Source organism: Arthrobacter sp. Y3224198, assembly GCF_059090025.1.
Genome location: NZ_JBNHFG010000003.1, coordinates 1 through 19,234, shown reverse-complemented (window position 1 = coordinate 19,234; position 19,234 = coordinate 1). Strand labels below are relative to the sequence as shown.

Below are 19,234 nucleotides of genomic sequence, written 5' to 3'. Positions count from 1 at the left end.
CTCGACGCGGATATGCCAGACTTGGTGCCATGGCGAATTCCCCTACCGGCGAGTCGATGACCAGCCGGATTGTGCGGATCATCAGCGCCTTCGACGAAGACCACGCCTGTATGCCGGTGGCCGAACTGGCCCGCCGGGCATCCCTCCCGCTGTCCACCACGCACCGCCTGGTGAAGGAACTGGCCGGGCACGGGTTCCTGCAGAAGGAATCCGACGGCGGTGTCCGGCTGGGGCTGCGGCTCTGGGAACTGGCCAACCGCAGCTCCGCGGCCCTCGGCCTGAAACAGGTGGCCATGCCCTTTATGGAGGACATTCAGGCGGTGGTCCGCCAGCACACCCAGCTTTCGGTGCTGCGCTTCGACGAGGTGCTGTTCATCGAGCGGCTCTCCAGCCATGGCTCCGTCCTGAACCATGCCAAGGTGGCCGGCCGGCTGCCGGTGCATGTTTCCTCCTCCGGCATGGCCATGATGGCCCACTCGCCCCGGCACGTGCAGGAGTCCTATCTGCAGCGGCGCTCCCTCGGCTCGGAGCAGGAGCAGGCCTTGAGGGGAGCCTGGACCCGTATCCGGCTCGAGGGCTGCGCCAGCCTGCCCGGCGCCGTCGTCCCGGATACCACCGGTATTGCCGTGCCGGTGTTCGGGTCCGGCGGCACGGCCGTGGCGGCACTCGGCGTCGTGGTTCCCACCGGCGCGGAACAGCTTTCCGCTACGGTTCCTGCCTTGATGACCGCGGCCCGCGGCATTTCCCGCGGTCTGGGCGTGCATGCGGGAGCGGCAGGACCCTACTACGCGCGCTGAGCCGCTTTCCCATTCAATGAGAATGATGTTGGGGGTGGCTCTGTGCCGGCAGTCACACTGGGATGTAGTGTCCGCTACAGGGTTCAAGGGAGTGACAGATGGGTGCAGAACGCACAATCCTCAAGACGCAGGTCGGCATCGTCGGCGGCGGCCCTGCCGGCCTGATGCTTTCGCACCTGCTGGCAAGGTCGGGTATATCCAGCATCGTGGTGGAGAAGCGGGACCACGAAACCATCCGGACCACCCACCGCGCCGGGATCCTGGAACACGGCAGCGTCAAGATGCTCACCGAGACCGGGGTCGGCAGCCGGGTGCTCACCCAGGGATACCGGCACGAAGGTATCGACCTGCGCTTCGGCGGGGAGAGCCACCGCATCGACTTCGAAGAGCTGGTGGGGGAGTCCGTCTGGCTCTACCCGCAGAACGAGGTCTTCACAGACCTGGCAGCGGCCCGGGCCCGCGACGGCGGCGATGTCCGCTACGGCGTCACTGACACCGCCATTGCCGACCTGGCTACGGACACCCCGAAGATCCGCTTCACCGACGCGGACGGCAGGGAATACGAAATCCATTGCGACATCCTGGCGGGCACCGACGGATCGGGGGGAATCTGCAAACGGAGCATCCCGGCGGAGGAGCGGACGGACAACTTCATCGAATACCCCTTCGCCTGGTTCGGGATCCTCACCGAAGCCCCTCCCAGCGCACCGGAACTGATCTACGCCGCCTCCGACCGGGGTTTCGCGCTGATCAGCCAGCGCAGTGACACCGTCCAGCGGATGTACTTCCAGTGCGATCCGAACGAGGACCCGGAGGCCTGGAGCGAAGAGCAGATCTGGGACGAACTCCAGGCCCGCGTGGACGGACCGGACGGATTCGAACTCAAGCGCGGCCCCATCTTTGACAAGACCGTCCTGAAGTTCCGCAGCTACGTCTGCGAGCCGCTGCGGTACGGGAACCTGTACCTGGCCGGCGATGCCGGGCATACCGTTCCGCCCACGGGAGCCAAGGGGCTGAACCTTGCACTGGCCGATGTGCGGGTCCTCTTCGAGGCCATCAGGGCCTTCTACGCCGACGGCTCTACCGACCTGCTGGAGGGCTACAGCGACACGGCCCTGCAGCGGGTCTGGCGCGCACAGAACTTCAGCTACTGGATGACTTCGATGCTGCATACCCGGGCGGACGCCGGTCCCTTTGAGCGCAAGCGCGCACTGGGGGAGCTCGCCGGCGTGGTGGCGTCCCGCCATGGCAGCGCCTACCTGGCCGAGGCCTATACGGGATGGCCCAACACGTAAAGAAGTCGTTCGCATTACGAACATGTGTACTTAAAACGAACACCAGGTGTAATGTGGTGTCGACCACGCCGATGCTTGGATGATAGCCGGAGCGCGACGGCGCGCTTCATCGAAAGGAAGAACCATGGACCAGGAAGAGGGCCTCTTCTCGAACAGCCATGTCGTCGAAAAACTGGATGCGGCCGAAGCGTCCCAGGAGCAGATCTCGGCGGAAATCGCCGAAGTCCACGGTGAATACCGCAAGACGGTTGACGACGGCGCGGCTGTAGAAACCCAGCCCCGCATCGACTTCCATCCCTACCGCAGCTCCCTCCTGCGCCACCCCACCAAGGACCCGCACCACGTGGATCCGGAGACCATTGAACTGTGGTCGCCCGCGTTCGGCCACCAGGACGTCCACGCACTCGAGAGCGACCTGACCATCCAGCACAACGGCGAACCCATGGGCGAGCGGATCATTGTCCGCGGACGCATCCTCGACGGCGACGGCCGGCCCGTGCGCAACCAGCTGGTGGAGATCTGGCAGGCCAACTCCGCCGGCCGCTACATCCACAAGCGGGACCAGCACCCGGCGCCGCTGGATCCGAACTTCACCGGCGTGGGACGCTGCATCACCACCGATGACGGCTTCTACGAGTTCACCACCATCAAGCCCGGTCCGTACCCGTGGAAGAACCACTACAACGCCTGGCGTCCCGCGCACATCCACTTTTCGCTCTTCGGCACCGACTTCACCCAGCGCATGATCACGCAGATGTACTTCCCCGGCGATCCGCTGTTTGCCCTGGACCCCATCTACCAGTCGATCACCGACCCCAAGGCCCGCGAACGCCTGGTAGCCACCTATGACCACAACATCACGTCGCACGAGTGGGCCACCGGCTACAACTGGGACATTGTGCTCAGCGGCAGCAACCGCACCTGGATGGAAGACGAGGACGCAGAGTAATGAGCGATCAGAAGCTGACCGCAACCCCCGGACAGACCATCGGCCCCTTCTACGGCTACGCCCTGCCCTTCGAGAAGGACAACCAGCTGCTGCCGCCCGGCACGCCCGGCAGTGTCCGGCTGCAGGGAACGGTCACCGACGGCGCCGGCAACACCATTCCCGATGCCCTGCTGGAGATCTGGCAGGCCGACGCCGAGGGAAACATTCCCCGGCACACCGGCTCGCTGGTCCGTGACGGATACACCTTCACCGGCTGGGGCCGCACCGCCGTGGACAACGTCGGAAACTACACGTTCACCACCGTGAACCCCGGGCCCGTCGAAGAAGGCGCCGCGCCCTTCATCTCCGTTGTCATTTTCGCCCGCGGCCTGCTGAACAAGCTGCACACCCGGATGTACCTGCCCGACGACGAGGACGCGCTGGCCCGTGATGCGCTGCTGTCCGCGCTGCCCCGGGACCGCCGCCGCACCCTCATTGCCACCCGCGAAGCCGACGGCGGGCTGCGCTGGAACATCTGCCTGCAGGGCGAGAACGAGACCGTGTTCCTTGCCTACCCGGGCGCCTAGACAGTGAAAGCGGACAGGATGGAAACCGGCACCATGGACCAGGACGGCACGGACGCTGACAGCGCCGACTACGGGCTGCTCGCACCGGCGTGGGCAGGCACCGCCGTCGCCTCGCTCACGGGCGACAGGGCGCTGCTCCAGGCCCTCCTGGATGTTGAGCTGGCATGGGTGCGGGTGCTGGCCGGGGCCGGACTGGCGGACCCGGGGGCGCCCGCAGCCGTGGAGGCGGCCAGCCGCGCCCCGCTCTACGACGCCGCGTCCCTGGCGCACCGGGCGCAGGGCGGCGGAAACCCGGTCATCCCCCTGCTTGCGGACCTCCGCGCCCGGGTCCGTGCAGGCGGACACACAGCCGCCGAGGCAGCTGCCGCCGCCATTCACCGCAGCGCCACCAGCCAGGACATCCTGGATACTGCCCTGATGCTGATGGCCGGCCGCGCACTGCAGGCCATCCTCGCCGACGCCGACCGGGCCGCCGCTGCCCTGGCGGAACTGGCGCGCCGGCATGCCCAAACGCTCTGCGTGGCCCGGACCCTCACCCAGCACTCCCTGCCCTCCACCTTCGGCCTGCGGGCCGCCCAGTGGCTGCACGGAGTCGGCCAGGCCACCCATAACCTGCGTGCCGCCGCCGGCAATCTGCAGCTGCAGTGGGGCGGGGCCTCGGGCACCCTCGCCGCCCTCGCCACGGCTGCCGGTGGCGTACGCACCTTCGAGCTCACCAGGCAGCTTGCCGATGCCCTCGGACTGGTCCACCCTGTGGCCCCGTGGCAGACCAACCGGCTGCCCGTCACCGCCCTGGGCGCGGCCCTGCAGGACTTCACTGCCGCGGCCGGGAAAGTCGCCAATGACGTCCTGCTGCTCAGCCGGCCGGAAATCGGCGAGGTCTCCGAACCCCGGGCCGCCGGCCGCGGCGGCTCCTCGGCCATGCCGCAGAAGCAGAACCCCGTGCTTTCCGTCCTCATCCGCAGCGCAGCCCTGGCGGCTCCCGGGCACGGCGTGCAGCTGCAGGCAGCCGCCGCGGCAGCCGACGACGAGCGTCCCAGCGGCTCCTGGCACGTGGAGTGGCAGGCGCTGCGCTCCCTGCTCCGCCTGGCCGGGGGAGCGGCCGCCAAGCTCGCCGAGCTGTCCGCCGGCCTGCAGGTGGATACCCGGGCCGTGGCCCGGAACCTTGCAGCCGCCGGTCCGCTGGTGGTCAGCGAAAAAATCATGGCCGTGGTGGCTCCGCTGCTGGACAGCCACCTCTCCGACAACGGCCTGCCGGGCACCGGGAAGGACATTATTGCCGAAGCCGTGGCCGGGTCGCAGGCCGAGCCTTTCGAAGAGCTGCTGCGCCGCGCCGTCCCGGTCTCGGTCCTGTCCGACGCCGAACTCAAGAGCATCCTCGACCCCGCCGAATACCTAGGGGAAAGCTCCGCCCTGATCGACCGGATCACCGCGGCCTACCCCGGAAAGCCCTCCGCATGAGCCTCCCCGCCCTCACGGCCACCCGCCTCTCCGACGCCGGAGCCGCAGCCCCCGTCCTGATTGCCGGCCCCTCCCTGGGAACCGCCGTCGTGCCGCTTTGGAACCGGGCGGCAGCCGCCCTGGACACCTTCACGGTGATCGGCTGGGACCTTCCCGGCCACGGGGCGAGCCCGGCCGCCGGTGACGCCTTCAGCATCGGGGAACTTGCCGCCGCCGTCGCCGGCCTGGTCAGCGATCTCCGGGGTGCCGGAGACATCCCCGCCGACACACCGCTTTTTTACGCCGGAGTGTCCCTGGGCGGTGCCGTGGGACTTCAGCTGGGCCTGGACCACGGACCGCTGTTCGACGGCCTGGCCGTGATGTGTTCGGGTGCGAAGATCGGCGACGCCGGGGCCTGGGAGGACCGTGCCGAAACCGTCCGCCGGCAGGGCACGCCCACGCAGATCGTCGGATCCGGGCAGCGCTGGTTCGCCCCCGGCTTTATGGAACGGGAACCGGCCGTGGCTGCAGCCCTGCTGCACTCGCTGCAGGACGCCGACCGGTTCTCCTATGCCTACTGCTGCTCGGCGCTGGCCGCCTTCGACGTCCGCGGACGCCTGGCCGACATCACCGTGCCCGTCCTCGCGGTGGCGGGCGCCGACGACGAGGTCACCCCGCCGTCGTTCGCCCACCTCATCGCCGACCGGGCGGCCAATGGCAGCGCCGCTGTCCTCGACGACGCCGCACACCTGGTGCCCGCCGAGCAGCCCGCACGCACGGCCGAACTGCTGAAGGACTTCTTCGGCGCCCAGTATCAGGAAGGGAAATAACACAGTGATCGCAGACGGCAGCAAGAGCCGGCAGGACGTCTACAACGAGGGCATGGCCGTACGCCGCGAGGTACTCGGTTCCGACCACGTGGACCGGGCCAACGCCGGCAAGGACGAATTCACCACCGACTTCCAGGATCTGATCACCCAGTACGCCTGGGGCACCATCTGGACCCGGCCCGGACTGCCGCGGACCATGCGCAGCGCGATCACCCTCACCGCCCTGATTGCCCACGGGCACCTGGAGGAGTTCGCCATGCACGTGAAGGCTGCACTGCGCAACGGCTTGAGCCGGGATGAGATCAAGGAGGTGGTGCTCCAATCCGCCATCTACTGCGGCGTTCCGGCGGCCAACTCCGCTTTCAAAACGGCGCAGGCCGTGTTTCGCGAAATCGACGCCGCGCAGTAGCGTTCCATGCTTTCCCGAGTCAGCTTCCCAGTCAGTTCCAAGGAGTAACGGTGAACCAGGCCTATATCTATGACGCAGTCCGCACCCCCTTCGGCAGGTTCGGGGGAGCGCTGGCCGGCGTGCGCCCCGATGACCTGGCGGCCCAGGTCATCAAGGCCTCGGTCTCCCGCGCTCCCGGCCTGGACCCGGAGCGGATCGACGAGGTGGTGTTCGGCAACGCCAACGGCGCCGGCGAGGAAAACCGCAACGTGGCCCGGATGGCGACGCTGCTGGCAGGGCTGCCCACCTCCATCCCGGGCACCACGGTCAACCGGCTCTGCGGGTCCTCGCTCGATGCCGCACTGATCGCCTCCCGGCAGATCAACACCAACGAAGCGGACCTGATGCTCATTGGCGGCGTCGAATCCATGAGCCGGGCCCCCTGGGTGCTGCCCAAGAATGAGAAGCCGTATCCGGCCGGCGACCAGACCCTCGCCTCCACCACGCTGGGCTGGCGGCTCGTCAACCCCGCCATGCCGTCCGAATGGACGGTGTCCCTGGGCGAAGCCACCGAACAGTTGCGCCAGAAGTACGGCATCAGCCGGGAACGCCAGGACGAATTCGCCGCAGCCTCGCACACGCTGGCGGCCAAGGCCTGGGACGAGGGGAAATACGCGAACCTCACGGTCGCCGTTGACGGCGTGGACCTGGACCGTGACGAAAGCATCCGGGCCGGCTCCACCGTGGAGAAACTGTCCACCCTGCGCACCGTCTTCCGCCCGGCCTCCGACGACGAAACCGGCGGCACGGTCACCGCGGGCAACGCCTCGCCGCTGAACGACGGCGCCTCGGCAGCCTGGCTCGGCAGCGAAAACGCCGCGGACATCCTGGGCCTGCCACCGCTCGCCCGGATCGCCGGGCGCGGAGCCGCCGCCAACGAGCCGCAGTTCTTCGGCTACGCGCCGGTGGAAGCGGCAAACATTGCCCTCAAGCGGGCAGGCATCAGCTGGGGCGAGGTTGGCGCCGTGGAGCTGAACGAAGCCTTCGCCGCGCAGTCCCTGGCCTGCCTGGACGCCTGGGACGTGGACCCCGCCATCGTGAACGCCTGGGGCGGGGCAGTGGCCATCGGGCACCCGCTGGGCGCCTCCGGCACCCGGATCCTGGGCACGCTGGCCCGGCGGCTGCAGGAATCCGGCGAACGCTGGGGCTTGGCCGCCATCTGCATCGGCGTCGGCCAGGGCCTGGCCGTGGTGCTCGAAAACGCAAACTGACCCGCTACCCGTTACCAAAGAGGCAAGGAAACACAGTGCTCAACATTGTGCAGGACGTGGACGAGGCCGTGGCGCCCATCCACGACGGCGCCACCATTATGATCGGCGGGTTCGGCCGCGCCGGGCAGCCCGTGGAACTGATCGAGGCGCTGCTGCGCCAGGGCGCCACGGACCTGACCGTGGTGAACAACAACGCAGGAAACGGCGAACACGGCCTGGCCGCGCTCATCGGAGCCGGCCGGGTCCGGAAGATCATTTGCTCCTTCCCGCGGCAGTCCGACTCGCAGGTCTTCGACGCGAAGTACCGGGCGGGCGAAATCGAGCTTGAGCTGGTGCCGCAGGGCAACCTGGCCGAACGGATCCGGGCCGCCGGAGCCGGCATCGGCGGCTTCTTCACGCCCACCGCCTACGGCACGCCGCTGGCGGAGGGAAAGGAGACCCGCATGATCGACGGCCGCGGCTACGTGTTCGAGACCCCGTTGCATGCAGACTTCGCCCTCGTGAAGGCGCTGAAGGCCGATCGGGCCGGCAACCTTGTGTACCGCAAGACCGCACGGAATTTCGGGCCGATCATGGCCGCCGCAGCCAAACACGCCATTGTGCAGGTCCGTGACATCGTCGACGTCGGCGGACTGGACCCCGAGGTCGTGGTCACCCCCGGCATCTACGTCAACAGCCTGGTCCGCGTGGACCGGGAGAAAGTACCGGCCGCAGCATGAGCACCACCACCGAAAAGCTGGACAAGAACGCCCTGGCGGCCCTCGTTGCTGCCGATATTGCCCCCGGCTCCTTCGTGAACCTGGGCATCGGGCAGCCCACCCTGGTCTCGAACTACCTGCGGCCGGAACAGAACGTCACCCTGCACACGGAAAACGGCATGCTCGGCATGGGCCCGGAAGCACACGGCGACGACGTGGACCCGGACCTGATCAACGCCGGAAAGATCCCGGTCACGGAACTGCCCGGAGCCGCCTACTTCCACCACGCGGACTCCTTCGCCATCATGCGCGGCGGGCACCTTGACGTCTGCGTACTGGGCGCCTTCCAAGTCTCGGCTGCCGGCGACCTCGCCAACTGGCACACCGGAGCACCGGACGCCATCCCCGCCGTCGGCGGCGCCATGGACCTGGCCACCGGCGCAAAGGACGTTTACGTGATGATGAGCCTGTTCACCCGGGAGGGCGTCAGCAAGCTCGTGAAGGAGTGCAGCTACCCGCTCACCGGCGTCGGATGCGTCACCCGCGTCTACACTAATGAAGCGGTCTTCCTCCTGAAGGAAGACGGCGTCCACGTCCGCGAGACCTTCGGTACCACCTTCGAGGAGCTCGCCGCCAGAATGGACATTGACCTGATCAGCGACGCTGCCGCCAGCTAGGCAGACACCATGGGGGACACATGAGCAGTACCGCACCGGCCAGCGACCAGTTTGTCCAGTCGCTGGCCCGGGGCCTGGTGGTGATCAGGGCCTTTGACGCTGATCACGTGCAGATGACGCTCAGCGAGGTCTCCCGCCGTACCGGCCTGACCCGGGCCACCGCCCGGCGCTTCCTGCTCACCCTGGTGGAGCTGGGCTACATGCGTACCGACGGCCGGACTTTCGAACTGACGGCCCTGGTGCTGCAGCTGGGCTATTCCTATCTGTCCGGACAGTCCCTGCCGCAGCTGGCCCAGCCGGTGCTCGAAGACCTGTCCCGGGACATCTCCGAATCCACCTCCGCCTCGATCCTGGACGGGGACGAGATTGTCTACGTGGCCCGGATCCACACCCGCCGCCTGATGACCGTGGGGATCAGCGTGGGCACGAGGTTCCCCGCCTACGCCACGTCCATGGGCCGGGTGCTGCTGGCAGGCCTTCCACAGCAGCGGTTCGAGGAATATGCCGCCACGGTCGCGCTGCAGCCGCTGACCGAGCGGACCGTGACGGACCGGGACCGGTTGCGGGACGTGGTGGCGCGGGTCCGCGAGCAGGGTTGGGCGGTAGTGGACCAGGAACTGGAACAGGGACTGCGCTCGGTGGCGGTCCCGGTGTTCGACCCCCGCGGGCAGGTGGTCGCGGCCCTGAACACCTCGATGCAGGCGGGCCTCGGTACGGATGCGCCTACACTGGAGGAAGCCGCGGCGCGGGTGCTGCCGCACCTGCAGCGGGCATCGGCCACCATCACGGCGGCCCTGGCTGCCCGCAGCTAGCGGCCCGGTCAGTGTCCGGCCAGTGATCGCCGTCAGCGAACCGGTTGTGATCCCCGGCTCATCTTCGCCGGGACCGGCTTAAGTCTGCTAGACTAAAAACCAATTGTTTGTGTGGCAGTGGATGAAGGCCGCTCGCGTGCCCCCCGTGGTGAGATACTCGGGGGAATGCATTCCGTAAGGAATGGGCGGGCCTGTTTCCGGGTTGCGGGCTTCTTGCGCAACGAATGCCACACTTTTGCACGCCTACGGTCGCTTTCGGCGAGAGTATCGGAACTTCTCGGGGCATTGCGGCAACGACTTTAAGCGCGTCGCCCCCGTAGTTGGTTTCCAGCCGGCAGCGGGGCGGGGCAACCAGAGAATTATCTCGAGAAAAAACGGAGAACACGAAAGTGCCTACGATTCAGCAGCTGGTCCGCAAGGGCCGCTCACCCAAGGTCTCCAAGACCAAGGCTCCTGCCCTCCAGGGCAGCCCGATGCGCCGTGGTGTCTGCACCCGCGTTTACACCACCACCCCGAAGAAGCCGAACTCGGCTCTGCGTAAGGTTGCACGTGTCCGCCTCAACGGCGGCATCGAAGTAACCGCTTACATCCCCGGTGTGGGTCACAACCTTCAGGAACACTCCATCGTGCTGGTGCGCGGCGGCCGTGTGAAGGACCTTCCCGGTGTCCGCTACAAGATTGTCCGCGGTGCCCTCGATACCCAGGGTGTCAAGAACCGCAAGCAGGCTCGCAGCCGCTACGGCGCGAAGATGGAGAAGAAGTAATATGCCCCGCAAGGGTCCGGCCCCCAAGCGGCCGCTCGTACTGGATCCCGTCTACGGTTCCCCGCTGGTCACGCAGCTGATCAACAAGGTCCTCATCGACGGCAAGAAGTCCACCGCAGAGCGCATCGTTTACGGTGCACTTGCAGGCGCACAGGAGAAGACCGGGCAGGATCCGGTTGCAGCCCTGAAGAAGGCCATGGACAACATCAAGCCCAGCCTTGAGGTCAAGTCCCGCCGCGTCGGCGGCGCCACCTACCAGGTTCCCGTCGAGGTCAAGCCGGGCCGTGCAACCGCACTGGCCCTGCGCTGGCTGGTTGGCTACTCCAAGGCCCGCCGCGAGAAGACCATGACCGAGCGTCTGCGCAACGAAATCCTGGACGCTTCCAACGGTCTTGGTGCAGCTGTGAAGCGCCGCGAGGACACCCACAAGATGGCTGAGTCCAACAAGGCCTTCGCTCACTACCGCTGGTAATTAGCTCAGCCGACGGCAAGCGGCTACCGGCCCTGCAGCCCGCGAAAGCGGGCCGCAGGGCCCAAGCCGGATAAAGCGCCGTTGACGGAAGCAAACCAAAAAAGGGAGAAACCGTGGCACTGGACGTGCTTACCGACCTGAACAAGGTCCGCAACATCGGCATCATGGCCCACATCGATGCCGGCAAGACGACTACAACCGAGCGCATCCTGTTCTACACAGGTGTCAATCACAAGATCGGTGAGACCCACGACGGTGCGTCCACGATGGACTGGATGGCACAGGAGCAGGAGCGGGGTATCACCATTACCTCCGCAGCTACCACGTGTTACTGGGACAACAACCAGATCAACATCATCGACACCCCGGGTCACGTTGACTTCACCGTTGAGGTTGAGCGGTCCCTGCGCGTCCTCGACGGCGCCGTTGCTGTCTTCGACGGCAAGGAAGGCGTTGAGCCGCAGTCCGAGACCGTTTGGCGCCAGGCCGATAAGTACGACGTGCCGCGTATCTGCTTCGTCAACAAGATGGACAAGCTGGGCGCTGACTTCTACTTCACCGTGGACACCATCATCAACCGCCTGGGTGCCAAGCCGCTGGTTCTGCAGCTGCCGATCGGTTCCGAGAGCGAATTCGAGGGCGTCGTCGACCTCCTCGAAATGCGTGCCCTGACCTGGCGCGGCGACGCCAAGGGTGACGTGACCATGGGCGCCAAGTACGAAATCGAGCCGATCCCCGCAGACCTGCAGGAAAAGGCCGAAGAGTACCGCGCACAGCTGGTCGAGACCGTTGCTGAAGCCAGCGACGAACTGATGAACAAGTACCTCGAAGGTGAAGAGCTCACTGTTGCCGAGCTGAAGGCCGGCATCCGTAAGCTCACCATCAACTCAGAGGTCTACCCGGTTCTGTGTGGCTCCGCCTTCAAGAACCGCGGTGTGCAGCCGATGCTGGACGCCGTCGTCGACTACCTGCCCAGCCCGCTGGACGTGCCGAACATCAAGGGCCACGACATCCGCGACGAGGAAATCGTCCTGGAGCGTGCCGCTGATGCCAACGCACCGTTCTCCGCACTGGCATTCAAGGTTGTCACGCACCCGTTCTTCGGCCGCCTGACCTACATCCGCGTGTACTCCGGTCACGCTGCTTCCGGCGCCCAGGTCATGAACGCGACCAAGCAGAAGAAGGAGCGCATCGGAAAGCTCTTCCAGATGCACGCCAACAAGGAAAACCCGGTGGAGGAAATCACCACGGGTCACATCTACGCCGCCATCGGCCTGAAGGATACGACCACGGGCGATACCCTGTGCGACCTGCAGGACCCGATCGTGCTGGAATCCATGAGCTTCCCGGAGCCCGTGATTTCCGTGGCCATCGAGCCGAAGACCAAGGGTGACCAGGAGAAGCTCTCCACGGCCATCCAGAAGCTCTCCGAAGAGGATCCGACCTTCCAGGTCTCCCTCGACGAAGACACCGGCCAGACGATCATCGCCGGCATGGGCGAGCTCCACCTGGACATCCTGGTGGACCGCATGCGCCGCGAATTCCGCGTCGAAGCCAACGTGGGCAAGCCCCAGGTGGCCTACCGCGAAACCATCCGCCGTGCAGTCGCCAAGCACGACTACACGCACAAGAAGCAGACCGGTGGTTCGGGTCAGTTCGCAAAGATCCAGATTGCGATCGAGCCCCTGGATACCTCCGACGGCACGTTCTACGAGTTCGAGAACAAGGTCACCGGTGGTCGTGTTCCGCGCGAATACATCCCCAGCGTTGACCAGGGTATCCAGAGCGCCCTCACCGACGGTGTGCTCGCCGGTTACCCGGTTGTCGGCATCAAGGCAACGCTGCTTGACGGCGCATACCACGACGTCGACTCCTCGGAAATGGCGTTCAAGATTGCCGGACGCCAGGCCTTCAAGGAAGCCGCACGGATGGCCAGCCCGGTCCTGCTGGAACCGATGATGGATGTAGAAGTCCGCACCCCTGAGGAATACATGGGTGAAGTCATCGGTGACATCAACTCCCGCCGCGGGCAGATGCAGTCCATGGAAGATGCAGCCGGCGTAAAGGTCATCCGGGCACACGTCCCGCTGTCCGGCATGTTCGGCTACATCGGCGACCTGCGGTCCAAGACCCAGGGCCGCGCCGTGTACTCGATGTCCTTCAACAGCTACGCCGAGGTCCCGAAGGCAGTTGCCGACGAGATCATCCAGAAGACGCGCGGCGAGTAAAACTTGGAGGGTGGAACGGTTTCGGCCGGGACACCCGCCGTGTGTGCCTGGTCCGGGCTTCTGCCCGGACCGGGCGCATAGCCAAACTGAGCGGCCTCGCCAGGCTGCTGCGGAAATCGGCAATTTCATCAAATAAACAGCCCCCAGTAGACTTACATCAGTTTCAGTTGCGAAAAGCGCGGCTGGAGATTGAGTCTTCTAACTCTCTAGGAGGAACCCGTGGCGAAGGCAAAGTTCGAGCGGACTAAGCCGCACGTCAACATCGGCACCATTGGTCACGTTGACCATGGCAAGACCACGTTGACCGCTGCCATTTCGAAGGTGCTTGCTGACAAGTACCCTGATCTGAACGAAAAGCGCGATTTCGCTGCTATCGACTCTGCACCTGAAGAGCGCCAGCGCGGTATCACCATCAACATCTCGCACATCGAGTACCAGACCGAGAAGCGTCACTACGCACACGTTGACGCCCCCGGCCACGCTGACTACATCAAGAACATGATCACTGGTGCAGCTCAGATGGACGGCGCAATCCTCGTGGTTGCCGCTACTGACGGTCCGATGGCACAGACCCGCGAGCACGTTCTGCTCGCCCGCCAGGTGGGCGTTCCCTACCTGCTGGTCGCACTGAACAAGTCCGACATGGTGGACGACGAAGAACTGCTCGACCTCGTGGAAATGGAAGTTCGCGAACTGCTGAGCTCCCAGGAATTCGACGGCGACAACGCTCCCGTCGTCCGCGTTTCGGGCCTGAAGGCTCTGGAAGGCGATCCCAAGTGGGTTGCTTCCGTCGAAGAGCTGATGGAAGCCGTTGACAACAACGTGCCGGACCCGATCCGCGACAAGGACAAGCCGTTCCTGATGCCGATCGAGGACGTCTTCACGATCACCGGTCGTGGAACCGTTGTCACGGGCCGCGCCGAGCGCGGTACCCTCGCCATCAACTCCGAGGTCGAGATCGTCGGCATCCGTCCGGTCCAGAAGACCACGGTTACCGGTATCGAGATGTTCCACAAGCAGCTTGACGAAGCATGGGCCGGCGAGAACTGTGGCCTGCTGCTCCGCGGCATCAAGCGCGAAGACGTAGAGCGTGGCCAGGTTGTCGTGAAGCCGGGTTCCATCACCCCGCACACCGACTTCGAGGCCAACGTCTACATCCTGTCCAAGGATGAAGGCGGACGCCACAACCCGTTCTACTCGAACTACCGCCCGCAGTTCTACTTCCGCACCACGGACGTAACCGGCGTCATCACCCTCCCCGAGGGCACTGAAATGGTTATGCCCGGCGATAACACTGAGATGACCGTTGAGCTCATCCAGCCGATCGCTATGGAAGAGGGCCTCGGCTTCGCTATCCGCGAAGGCGGCCGCACCGTTGGATCAGGCCGCGTCACCAAGATCATCAAGTAATTTGATGGTTTAGCCTGAACCTTTTCGGTTCTTAGCAGGGCCCCGTTGCTTCGGCAGCGGGGTCCTGCTGCGTTAAGGCCCTGTCAGGCGACGGGGCCCGGCTGCGCGGTGAAGCCGTACCGCGCGGCAAGGTCCGGGCCAGGCTGGTGGCTGCAGTCAGTCCCTGCTCGAAGGCACGGACGGCGTTCAGTCCCGAGGCGTCCAGCGCGCCGCCGATTACCGTACAGCCGGTCCCGGTGGTCTCGAGGGCCGCCTGCAACGGATTGTGCGGCACCTGCCCGGCGGCGAGGACGACGTCGTCGGCCGGCAGCAGCGCCCGGCGCCCCGTTGCATCCCGGACTCGAAGGCCGTCCGGTGCCACTTCCAGCGGAACGGTTCCGGGCAGGGACCGCACCCCGGCATTCCGGATCTCCTGCAGCACGGCCCAGCGGGTGGAAGGGCCGATGCCCGCCCCGATCCGGGGACCGCGGCGCAGGATGGTGATGTCCCGCGGGCCGCCGGAGGATGGGTCCGCCAGGAGGCGGGCCAGGTCCACGCCGATGCCGCCGGCGCCGATGATCACCACCCGGCGTCCCAGCGTGCCGGGCGCGGCGAAGGCCCGGCGGTAATCCACCACCCGGACGCTTCCCGTGCGGGGCAGCGGCACTGGACGCGGCCGGACCCCCGTGGCCAGCAGCACGTGCCGGTAGCCGGCCAGGTCCGCCGCAACGGGTGCCGTCCCGGTCAGCACGTGCACCCCCAGCCGGGGGAGTTCGCGGCTGAAGTACCGTATGGTCGCCAGGAAGTCGGTCTTCCCGGGCACCTTGCCGGCCAGGCGGAACTGGCCTCCGATGACGGCTTCCTCCTCGTACAGGTCCACGCGGTGCCCGGCGTCGGCCAGCGTGGCGGCGGCCTGCATACCTGCCGGCCCTGCCCCGACCACCGCCACCGCGGGGGCCTGCCGGGACGCTCTGCGGCGCTGCACCGGGAACGCGGTTTCCCGGCCGGCACGGGGATTGACCAGGCAGGAGACCGGGTCCGTGCCCAGCGAGCGGTCGATGCACGCCTCGTTGCAGGCAATGCAGGTGTTGACCAGGCCGGCGTTCCCGTGCCGGGTCTTCTCGATGATCCGGGGATCGGCAAGGAACGGACGTGCCATGGACACCAGGTCGGCGTGGCCTGCAGCCAGGGCTTGCTCGGCCAGCGCCAGGGAGTTGATCCGGTTGCTGCCGATCACCGGGACGCGCAGCCCGGCCGCGGCGACGGCGGCACGGATACCCCCGGAGACTTCCATCCACCGTCCGTGCGGCACCAGGGCCTGGACGGAAGGCACGGTGGACTCGTGCCAGCCGATGCCGATGTTCAGTGCGTCCGCCCCGACGCCGGCCAGGGCGACGGCGAGCCCCGCGGACTCCCCGCGCGTGCTCGAGCCGTTCACGAAGTCTGCGCCGGAGGTCCGGCAGATCACCGGAAAATCCGGCCCGGCTGCCGCACGCACAGCGGCCAGGACGGCCAGGGGAAAGGCCTGCCGGCGTTCGGCGTCGCCGCCCCACCGGTCCTCGCGCAGATTTGTCAGCGGCGAGGCGAACTGGTTGATCAGGTAACCTTCCGAGCCCATGATTTCCACGGCGTCGAAGCCCAGTTCCCGCGCGGTGGAAGCGCCGGCCGCGAACGCGGCGATCGTGTCCTCGATCTGCTGTTCCGTCATGGCTGCGGGCAGCGCCCGGGAGAAACCGGACCAGACCTCCGACGGCGCCACCGGACGCAGGCCGTAGGTGGACTCAAACGCGTAGCGGCCGGCGTGGAAGAGCTGGAGGGCCAGGCGGCCGCCGGCCCCGTGCACGGCGTCCAGGGCCGGGGACAACAGTGCGCCGGCACCCGGTTCGTTGATGAGCAGGTAGTTGGGTCCGCCGGCTCCGGCGCGGTTCACTGCAGCACCGCCGGTGACGATGAGCGCGGCCCCTCCGGCTGCGCGTTCGCGGTAGAACCCGGCCAGCGCGGCCGGATCGTCCTCCCGGTTCAGGTGCATGGACCCCATTACGATCCGGTGCGGCAGGTGCAGGCGGCCGATGTCCACGGGGGAGAAGACGCGGGTGAGACCCGCAGACGGCGAGGAGGAGGACCCGGTCCGGAACGGCATCACTGCAAGGCGGCGGGGGAAGCGGCGGGATCCGGGACGGCGGCGGCCACGGCGTCGTCGGCAGCCGGAGCCTGGGCACGGCGGAAGAGGTCTCTGGCTATCACCGTTTTCTGGATCTCGTTGGTTCCTTCCTCGAACCGTTGCGCCCGCGCATCCCGGTAGACCCGCTCAATGGGCATCGACTTCCAATAGCCGATTCCGCCGTGCACCTGCAGGGCCTTGTCCGTGACCCGGGTGAGCATGTCCACCGCAGTCAGCTTGGCCATGGAGGACAGGGACGCTGCCGTCCCGCTGCCGTCCTGCCAGGCATTCGCCGCAGTGAGGGTAAGCGCCCGGGCGGCTTCAATATCGGCGGCGTTCTCGGCCAGGGCGAACGCGATGGCCTGGCGGGACGCCAGCGGCTGTCCGAACGTGGTGCGCTCCAAGGCGTAGCCGACGGCGAGCTGCTGGGCGCGCTGTGCCAGCCCCACGCAGCTCATGGCCACCGAGATGCGGCTGGGAGTAAGGAATCCGCCGAGCGCCACGGCCAGGCCGTCTCCTTCGGCCCCGAGCCGGTGAGACACCGGAACGGGGGTATTTGTGAAGGTCAGCGACGCATGGTCGGTGCCCCGCACACCGAGGGTCTCGGACGTGTCCTGGACGTCGACGCCGGAAGCATGCCGGTCCACGAGCAGCGCCACGGTCCCCTCCTTGCCGGAGCTGCCCTGCAACCGGGCAAACAGCAGCCAGTAGTCGCAGCGCACGCCGAACGTGATCAGGTGCTTGCGGCCGGTCAGGTAGTACATGTCCCCGTCGCGGCGCACACTGGCCGTGATGTCCGCGCCCGTGCCGTTGCCAGGCTCGGTGAGGGTGAAAGCCACCACCAGGTCCCCGGCCACGGCCGGACGCAGGAACTGTTCCCGCTGGGCGTCGGTGGCGTAGGGATTCATGGCACGCCAGGTTCCGTTGACCACGTGGACAATCATGCGGATGGAGGCGTGGGACCGGGAGAACACTTCCATCAGGCCCATCCACTGGACAAAGCTCAGGCCCCGCCCGCCCAGCTGGACAGGTGCCGCCAGTGAGAGGAAGCCCGCCTCGCGCAGTTCCTTCCACAGGGCATCCGGCACTTTCCCCGCGGCCTCGATGTGTTCGGCCCAGGCTTCACCCGGACCTTCCACCCAAGCCGTTACTGCAGAGAGCAGGTCCCGGTACTCCGAATCGGGGATGCTGCTGCCGCGGCCGTCGGCGGTGATGGCTGTGCTGCTCACTGTGGGCTCCCATTCTGCTCGGTGCGGTCGGGGACGGCCGCGGCGTCCGGACCGGGACGGCCGGGTGCCGGAAACTGCCGGGCCATGTCCCGCAGCAGGAACTTCTGGATCTTGCCGACGGCATTGCGTGGAATGGCGTCCAGGAGCTCCAGGCGTTCCGGCCAGTAGTGCTTCGACACGCGGTGGCGGTCCAGGAAGCCGGTCAGGTCCTGAAGCCGCACAACCGCGCCGGGTGCGGGAACCACAAAGGCGCAGGCCCGTTCGCCCAGCCGTGCATCGGGCATGGCAGCCAGTGCCACGTCCCGCACGGACGGATGGCGGTAGAGCAGCTGTTCGATCTCGGCCACAGGGATCTTTTCGCCGCCCCGGTTGATGATGTCCCGGACCCGTCCGGTGATCCGCAGATAACCGGCCTGGTCCATGACTGCGGTGTCGCCCGTGCGGTACCAGCCGTCTTCGGTGAAGGCCTCCTTGGTCAGGTCGGGGCGGTCAAGATAGCCCTCGAACACGGTGGGGCTGGTCAGCTCGAAGTTGCCCTCGGCCCCGGGCGGCAGGAGGCGCCCGTCGTCGTCGACAATCCGGGTCTGTACCCCTGCCAGCGGCCGCCCGTCGGTGCCCCATACCTTGGCTGGTTCGTCCCGGGGCGCGGCCAGGGTGCCCAGGCAGGTTTCGGTGGTGCCGAACGCACCGCAGATGCTGGCGCCCAGGATGCGGGTGGCCCGCTCGGCAAGGTGCCGCGGAACCGCCGCACCGGTGTTGACGAAGATGCGCAGGCTGGCGGGGGCGGCTGCCCCGGCGTCCACGGCCTGCACCAGATCGGTCAGGAAGGGGGTGGCCGCCTGCACAAACGTGGCCCGCCAGCCGTGCATCAGCTGCAGTGCCCGCTTCGCGTCCCACGTTCCCTGCAGGATCTGCGGGCACCCCAGCACGAAGGAGAGCCACATGCCGTAAAGAAACCCGGTCTGGTGGGCCAGCGGGGACGGAATGAACACGGCGTCGTCGCTGGTCAGTCCCAGATGGGAGGCCTCCATGGCCGCGGCGCGGCTCAAGGTCCCGTGGCGGTGGAGCACCCCCTTCGGCTCACCGGAGGTCCCTGAGGTGAACAGCAGCTGCGCGGCGTCCCGGGCGGCGGGGGAGCGGCGGGCAGTTGCTGCCGGGTCGGGCCGGGCCTGGGTCAGGGCGTCGTGCCAGTCAGCGAACCGTGGCCCGCCCGGCACGCGGGGGAGCGGGCGGCGGCCGGCAGGGTCCCGGACCACCAGCACCTGGCG

The 19,234-nt window shown here is 67.0% G+C and carries 18 protein-coding genes; 15 read left to right on the top strand and 3 right to left on the bottom strand.

What is annotated here, in order from left to right; genetic code table 11:
- Nucleotides 1-29: 29 nt before the first annotated feature.
- The 15 genes from AC5RUF_RS02470 to tuf all read left to right on the top strand — a co-directional run bounded on the left by AC5RUF_RS02470 (nucleotide 30) and on the right by tuf (nucleotide 14,597).
- A complete protein-coding gene (locus tag AC5RUF_RS02470; protein WP_494129607.1) occupies nucleotides 30-797 on the top strand; it encodes an IclR family transcriptional regulator in 768 nt (255 codons plus the stop codon).
- 98 nt (nucleotides 798-895) lie between these two features.
- The gene (locus tag AC5RUF_RS02465; RefSeq protein ID WP_493998165.1) at nucleotides 896-2,092 is read left to right on the top strand and encodes a 4-hydroxybenzoate 3-monooxygenase; all 1,197 of its coding nucleotides are present in this window, start codon (nucleotides 896-898) and stop codon (nucleotides 2,090-2,092) included.
- Between the two features lie 124 nt (nucleotides 2,093-2,216).
- Nucleotides 2,217-3,041 carry a protocatechuate 3,4-dioxygenase subunit beta gene (gene pcaH / locus AC5RUF_RS02460; RefSeq protein ID WP_494129606.1) on the top strand — a complete coding sequence of 275 codons (825 nt, stop codon included), beginning with the start codon at nucleotides 2,217-2,219 and terminating at the stop codon, nucleotides 3,039-3,041.
- Nucleotides 3,041-3,607, top strand: coding sequence for a protocatechuate 3,4-dioxygenase subunit alpha (pcaG, locus tag AC5RUF_RS02455; protein ID WP_494129605.1), 567 nt, complete (start codon nucleotides 3,041-3,043; stop codon nucleotides 3,605-3,607). The genes pcaH and pcaG overlap by 1 nt, the downstream gene beginning before the upstream one ends.
- An 18-nt stretch (nucleotides 3,608-3,625) precedes the next feature.
- Nucleotides 3,626-5,068: a lyase family protein gene (locus AC5RUF_RS02450; protein ID WP_494129604.1), complete on the top strand. Its 1,443-nt coding sequence runs from the start codon at nucleotides 3,626-3,628 to the stop codon at nucleotides 5,066-5,068.
- Nucleotides 5,065-5,877: an alpha/beta fold hydrolase gene (locus AC5RUF_RS02445; protein ID WP_494129603.1), complete on the top strand. Its 813-nt coding sequence runs from the start codon at nucleotides 5,065-5,067 to the stop codon at nucleotides 5,875-5,877. Before AC5RUF_RS02450 ends, AC5RUF_RS02445 begins: the two co-directional genes overlap by 4 nt.
- Before the next feature lie 4 nt (nucleotides 5,878-5,881).
- A complete protein-coding gene (gene pcaC, locus AC5RUF_RS02440; RefSeq protein ID WP_493998885.1) occupies nucleotides 5,882-6,286 on the top strand; it encodes a 4-carboxymuconolactone decarboxylase in 405 nt (134 codons plus the stop codon).
- Nucleotides 6,287-6,336: 50 nt separating this feature from the next.
- Nucleotides 6,337-7,536 (top strand): thiolase family protein, encoded by a 1,200-nt coding sequence (locus AC5RUF_RS02435; protein WP_494129602.1) that lies wholly within the window; start codon nucleotides 6,337-6,339, stop codon nucleotides 7,534-7,536.
- A 35-nt stretch (nucleotides 7,537-7,571) separates the two neighbouring features.
- Entirely contained in the window at nucleotides 7,572-8,255 is a 684-nt protein-coding gene (locus AC5RUF_RS02430; protein ID WP_494129601.1) for a 3-oxoacid CoA-transferase subunit A, read from the top strand.
- Nucleotides 8,252-8,911 (top strand): 3-oxoacid CoA-transferase subunit B, encoded by a 660-nt coding sequence (locus AC5RUF_RS02425; protein WP_493996973.1) that lies wholly within the window; start codon nucleotides 8,252-8,254, stop codon nucleotides 8,909-8,911. Before AC5RUF_RS02430 ends, AC5RUF_RS02425 begins: the two co-directional genes overlap by 4 nt.
- Nucleotides 8,912-8,931: 20 nt before the next feature.
- Nucleotides 8,932-9,723 (top strand): IclR family transcriptional regulator domain-containing protein, encoded by a 792-nt coding sequence (locus AC5RUF_RS02420; protein WP_493996972.1) that lies wholly within the window; start codon nucleotides 8,932-8,934, stop codon nucleotides 9,721-9,723.
- A gap of 389 nt (nucleotides 9,724-10,112) precedes the next feature.
- Nucleotides 10,113-10,487 carry a 30S ribosomal protein S12 gene (gene rpsL, locus AC5RUF_RS02415; RefSeq protein WP_104052742.1) on the top strand — a complete coding sequence of 125 codons (375 nt, stop codon included), beginning with the start codon at nucleotides 10,113-10,115 and terminating at the stop codon, nucleotides 10,485-10,487.
- Between the two features lies 1 nt (nucleotide 10,488).
- On the top strand, nucleotides 10,489-10,959 hold the full coding sequence (gene rpsG, locus AC5RUF_RS02410; RefSeq protein ID WP_227903869.1) for a 30S ribosomal protein S7: 471 nt from the start codon (nucleotides 10,489-10,491) through the stop codon (nucleotides 10,957-10,959).
- Between the two features lie 113 nt (nucleotides 10,960-11,072).
- Entirely contained in the window at nucleotides 11,073-13,187 is a 2,115-nt protein-coding gene (fusA, locus tag AC5RUF_RS02405; protein WP_493996971.1) for an elongation factor G, read from the top strand.
- Between the two features lie 219 nt (nucleotides 13,188-13,406).
- The gene (gene tuf, locus AC5RUF_RS02400) at nucleotides 13,407-14,597 is read left to right on the top strand and encodes an elongation factor Tu (RefSeq protein WP_104052739.1); all 1,191 of its coding nucleotides are present in this window, start codon (nucleotides 13,407-13,409) and stop codon (nucleotides 14,595-14,597) included.
- A gap of 31 nt (nucleotides 14,598-14,628) precedes the next feature.
- Here the strand turns inward: tuf and AC5RUF_RS02395 are convergent, their stop codons facing one another.
- The 3 genes from AC5RUF_RS02395 to AC5RUF_RS02385 all read right to left on the bottom strand — a co-directional run.
- On the bottom strand, nucleotides 14,629-16,716 hold the full coding sequence (locus AC5RUF_RS02395; RefSeq protein ID WP_494129600.1) for an oxidoreductase: 2,088 nt from the start codon (nucleotides 16,714-16,716) through the stop codon (nucleotides 14,629-14,631).
- A complete protein-coding gene (locus AC5RUF_RS02390) occupies nucleotides 16,716-17,966 on the bottom strand; it encodes an acyl-CoA dehydrogenase family protein (RefSeq protein ID WP_494129599.1) in 1,251 nt (416 codons plus the stop codon). The genes AC5RUF_RS02395 and AC5RUF_RS02390 overlap by 1 nt, the downstream gene beginning before the upstream one ends.
- On the bottom strand, nucleotides 17,963-19,234 hold a 1,272-nt coding region (locus AC5RUF_RS02385; protein WP_494129598.1), incomplete at its 5' end, for an AMP-binding protein. The genes AC5RUF_RS02385 and AC5RUF_RS02390, both read right to left, overlap by 4 nt.